The 5,032-nt window shown below is 27.3% G+C and carries 3 protein-coding genes and 1 other annotated feature; of the genes, 1 reads left to right on the top strand and 2 read right to left on the bottom strand.

What is annotated here, in order from left to right:
- The first annotated feature begins 309 nt into the window (after positions 1-309).
- Positions 310-538 (top strand) — a binding site (T-box leader).
- A 54-nt stretch (positions 539-592) separates the two neighbouring features.
- Positions 593-2,251: a glutamate--tRNA ligase gene (gene gltX / locus BN346_RS04255; RefSeq protein ID WP_034439819.1), complete on the top strand. Its 1,659-nt coding sequence runs from the start codon at positions 593-595 to the stop codon at positions 2,249-2,251.
- A 40-nt stretch (positions 2,252-2,291) separates the two neighbouring features.
- On the opposite strand, the gene BN346_RS04250 is transcribed toward gltX, so the two are convergent.
- Positions 2,292-3,950: a glutamine--tRNA ligase/YqeY domain fusion protein gene (locus BN346_RS04250; protein WP_034439818.1), complete on the bottom strand. Its 1,659-nt coding sequence runs from the start codon at positions 3,948-3,950 to the stop codon at positions 2,292-2,294.
- A gap of 135 nt (positions 3,951-4,085) precedes the next feature.
- Positions 4,086-4,907 (bottom strand): 4Fe-4S binding protein, encoded by an 822-nt coding sequence (locus BN346_RS04245; RefSeq protein WP_034439817.1) that lies wholly within the window; start codon positions 4,905-4,907, stop codon positions 4,086-4,088.
- Between the last annotated feature and the right edge of the window lie 125 nt (positions 4,908-5,032).

Below are 5,032 nucleotides of genomic sequence, written 5' to 3'. Positions count from 1 at the left end.
TCTACTTCTTTTTTTATTTTATATGAATTTGAAACGAATTTAATTTATAGAATATACAACGTAAAAAATTGAAAGTGAAAATTAATTATAGGTATTGTAAATAAATTCAATAAACTAAGAGAGAAATTATTATTCTAAAGTTAATTGAAAAATTAATTAATAATTTAAATTTATGGCAAAATCACGTGAACATAGGATTTTTTGTTATAAAAATTATATATATTTGAATTAAAAAAGATATATAGGTAAAAATATTAAATAGATGTTTACAATATTGTAATACCAATATATAATTAAATAAGAATTTAATAATAAGCGTTGAAAGAGAAAAGTATAATTCAGATATTTTAAAGAGAGCTAAAGATGGTGGGATTTTAGTAAATTATGATTTAGAAAAGAAGCTCTGGAGCTATAAACTGAAAGATAATTAATTATGGAGTAAGTTTGTGGGAATCTTCCCTTATAAAGAGTTGAGTGGACTAAATTAAATTTAGTCAATGTAGGTGGTAACGCGGAAGTATAACCTTTCGTCCTAATTTTAGGATGAAAGGTTTTTTTTATTAAAATAAATTACTGAAAGGATAGAGATAATATGAAATTTCAACAATTAGCAAATACAATTTTCCCAAGTATTGAAAATACACCAGATTATTATATTAATAAGTATCCAAAAAGAAATATTAAAGAAGGAGCAAAGGTAACTAGATATGCTCCAAGTCCAACAGGATTTCAACATATTGGTGGAGTATTTTCAGCATTAATAGATGAAAGAATTGCAACTCAAAGTGGTGGAGTATTTTATTTAAGAATAGAAGACACTGATCAAAAAAGAGAAGTTGAAGGTGCAATAGAAGATACAATAAATACAATGCATAAATTTGGACTAGATTTCACAGAAGGTATGACAGGTGATAATAGTTCAAAAGGTGATTATGGTCCATACAAACAAAGTGAAAGAGGAGAAATATATAAAACTTTTGCTAAAGAATTAATAGCTAAAGGATTAGCATATCCTTGTTTTTGTACATCAGAAGACTTAGAAAAATTAAGAGAAAAGCAAATAGCTGATAAGTTAACTCCAGGATATTATGGGGAGTTTGCAAGTTGCAGAAACTTATCAGAAGAAGAAGCAATAAAAAGAATAAACAATGGTGAAAGATATATAATAAGATTAAAATCACCAGGAAATTCAGAAAATAGAATAGAGTTTCATGATTTAATAAAGGGAGATATATCATTTCCAGAAAGTAATCAAGATATAGTTATAGTAAAATCAGATGGGCTTCCAACATATCACTTTGCACATGCAATAGATGATGCTTTAATGGGAACAACAACTGTAATAAGAGGAGAAGAATGGCTTTCATCACTTCCAATACATGTTCAATTATTTGATATACTTGGATTCAAAAGACCTGAATATGCACATACTCCAACTATTATGAAACAAGATGGAGGTTCTAAAAGAAAACTTTCTAAAAGAAAAGATGCAGAAAGTGCAGTAAGTTACTATGATGAAGAAGGATATCCTATGATATCTGTTATAGAATACTTATTAAATATAATAAATTCAACATTTGAAGAGTGGAGAGAAGAGAACCCAACTGAAGATTATCATAACTTTGAAGTTTCATTAGATAAAATGAGTAAAAGTGGAGCATTATTTGATATAGTTAAATTAAATGATGTAAGTAAAAATGTAATTTGTAGATTAAAAGCAGATGTTGTTTATGATTATTACATCAAATGGGCTAAACAATATGATGAAGAAATGTATAAATTAGTAACAGCTAATGAAAAACTGGCTAAAGAAATATTTAATATAGATAAAGAAGGCCCTAAACCTAGAAAAGATTTTGCTAAATGGAATGACGTAAAAGAAAAAATATTCTATTTCTTTGATGATTTATTTAAAAATGATGGTAAAGAAAATGTAGAATTGCCTAAAAATGTAGAATTAGAAGAAGCTAAAAGAATAATAGAAGCATATGCTAAAGCTTATAATTTCAATACAGATAAAGATACTTGGTTTGAAGACTTAAAAGCAGTAGCAGTAGAACTTGGATATGCTACTGATAGAAAAGCATTTAAAAAGGACCCAGAAGCATATAAAGGAATGGTATCAGATGTAGCTGGTTCTGTTAGAGCTGCATTAACTCATAGAGCTAATACACCAGATTTATACACTATAATGCAAATAATGGGAGAAAAACTAGTTAGAAGTAGATTTACTGAATTTATAAATTTATAATAAGAAGGACTAACAAATTCATTTGTTAGTCCTTTATTTTCTATTTATTTAATTTAAATGAGCTCTTTAATGAAACAATTCTATTAAAGACTAATTTATCATCTGTAGTTAATTTTGAATCTACATTAAAATATCCATGTCTAAATAATTGATATTTATCATTAGATTTAGCATCTTTTACACTAGGTTCAATAAATCCATTTAAGACTTCTAAAGAATTAGGATTTACTTGTTCTAAGAAATGTTTATCTTCATCGTCTTCATTGTCTAAGATTAAAGGTTCAAATAGTCTGAACTCACAAGGAATAGCAGCACTAGCATCTACCCAGTGAATAGTACCTTTTACTTTTCTACCTGTAAATCCAGTACCACTCTTAGTTTCTGGATCATAAGTACAATGAATTTCAGTAACATTTCCATCTTCATCTTTTATAACTTCATTGCATTTTACAAAATATGCACCTTTTAATCTTACTTCATTACCAGGGAATAGTCTAAAATACTTTTTAGGTGGATTTTCCATGAAGTCTTCTTGCTCTATATATAATTCTCTTGAAAATGGCACTTGTCTAACACCTGCATTTTCATCATCAGGATTATTTTCAATGTCTAACATTTCAATTTGTCCTTCTGGATAATTAGTTATAACTAATTTTAAAGGTTTTAAAACAGCCATTGCTCTTGGTGCTTTTGGATTTAAGTCTTCTCTTATAAAATATTCAAGCATTTGAGAATCTACAGTTGAAGCTGCTTTTGCAACACCAATTGCTTTACAGAAATTTCTTATAGATTCAGGTGTATATCCTTTTCTTCTTAGACCTGCAACAGTTGGCATTCTTGGGTCATCCCATCCATCAACAACATGTTCATCAACTAACATTTTAAGTTTTCTTTTACTCATAACTGTGTTAGTTATATTTAATCTAGCAAATTCAATTTGTTGAGGAGTTGAATCCATTTCACATTCTCTAACAACCCAATCATAAAGAGGTCTGTGGTCTTCAAATTCTAAAGTACATATAGAATGAGTAATACCTTCTATAGCATCTTCTAATGGGTGAGCAAAATCATACATTGGATATATGCACCATTTATCACCAGTATTATGGTGAGTAGCATGAGATATTCTATATAATATAGGATCTCTCATATTAATGTTAGGAGAAGACATATCTATTTTAGCTCTTAAAACTTTTTCTCCATCTTTAAATTCACCGTTTTTCATTCTTTCTAATAAATCTAAATTTTCTTCTATAGATCTATTTCTGTACGGACTTTCTTTTCCAGGTTCAGTTAATGTTCCTCTGTATTCTCTCATTTCTTCTGGAGTTAAATCACATACATAAGCTTTTCCTTTTTTTATTAAAAGTATTGCTCTTTTATACATTTCATCAAAGTAATCAGATGCAAAATAAAGGTTATCCCAATCGAAACCTAGCCATTTTACGTCCTCTTTAATAGATTCAACATACTCAGTATCCTCTTTAGTTGGATTAGTATCATCGAATCTTAGGTTAGTTTTACCTTTAAATTCATCAGCTAATTCAAAATTTAAAACTATTGATTTTGCATGACCAATATGTAAATATCCATTTGGTTCTGGTGGAAAACGAGTTAAAATTTCTTTGTGCTTACCACTTTTTAAATCTTCCACTACTATGTTTTTAACAAAATTAGATGTATTAATTTCTTTTGACATAATATAAATACCTCGCTATTAATTTATTTAAATACTTATATATAAATTTTGTAGTATATTTTAATTTTTTACTATTACATTTAATTTTAACCTAATAATAAGAAAAAATAAAGAGTTAACAATGAAACAAGATATTTAAAGTGTATTTATATTTTCAAATAAACGCTGAACGAAAGATGCAAACGATTCATTATCTATTGAGTTAGCTATATAGTAGTCTAATATAGTTTTTATTTTTGTTACTAATTCATCTTCAGATAACTTAATAGAAAGTTCTTTATAAGAATTTAGATGAGTATCTGAATTTTTAACAAAAATCTTGTAATATACTTTATCAGAACATAATGAATTGAATAAGCACGAATTTATACATTTACCACATTGAGTGCATAAAGTAGTGTCTAAAGTTATTTTTTTAGAATTATTTAAAGTTAGTGCATTAAATTTACATTTCTTTATACATTGTCCACAAGAAGAACAATTTGAAGAATTTATAGAAACTTTAGTATAAGGTCGCACATAGATTTCATTGTTTTGGGATTTTAAACAGTTATTAGAACAACCTATAACACCAATATTGATTTTATTAGGAAGTGTAAGGCCTAATAAATTAAGTTGTAGTGTATTTGCTAAACCTTGAGTATCTATCGTACCATTTCTACAGACCGTACCCCTACATGAAGTTACAGGGTGAACTAACCTACCAGTTACAGTAGTTCTTAAATCTTTATCATTTAAAAGATTTAAAACTGTATCTAAGTTTTCTTCTTTTATAGATGGAATCTCTAAACAACCACGAGAACATATTGTTACATAACCATTTCCATAAAATTCAGCTACATGGTTTAAAAATCCAATTTTTGAACAAGATAAATTTCCACCATCGCTTATTACACGAATAGAATAAAGTCCAGGTATAGATTGTTTAAAAACTCCATTAGATTTTAATGTTTTCATAAAAGTAAATCTCCTTAAATATAATAATGTATTAAAAATATACTATAAATATAGAGAATTTTGCTAAGGAAGTTATTTGAAATAACAAAAACTATACCTAGTGTGTCAGTAAATGGAATTAGAAT

The sequence above is a fragment of the Clostridium ihumii AP5 genome, from assembly GCF_000612845.1.
GTDB lineage: Bacteria > Bacillota > Clostridia > Clostridiales > Clostridiaceae > Clostridium_J > Clostridium_J ihumii.
The sequence above is the reverse complement of the archived record's forward strand: the minus strand, read 5'-3'. Positions and strand labels throughout refer to the sequence as shown.

Bases quoted from the DNA above. Each gene is read 5' to 3' on its own strand.
- gltX (WP_034439819.1), top strand. From the start codon at position 593: ATGAAATTTCAACAATTAGCAAATACAATTTTCCCAAGTATTGAAAAT.
- BN346_RS04250 (WP_034439818.1), bottom strand. From the start codon at position 3,950: ATGTCAAAAGAAATTAATACATCTAATTTTGTTAAAAACATAGTAGTG.
- BN346_RS04245 (WP_034439817.1), bottom strand. From the start codon at position 4,907: ATGAAAACATTAAAATCTAATGGAGTTTTTAAACAATCTATACCTGGA.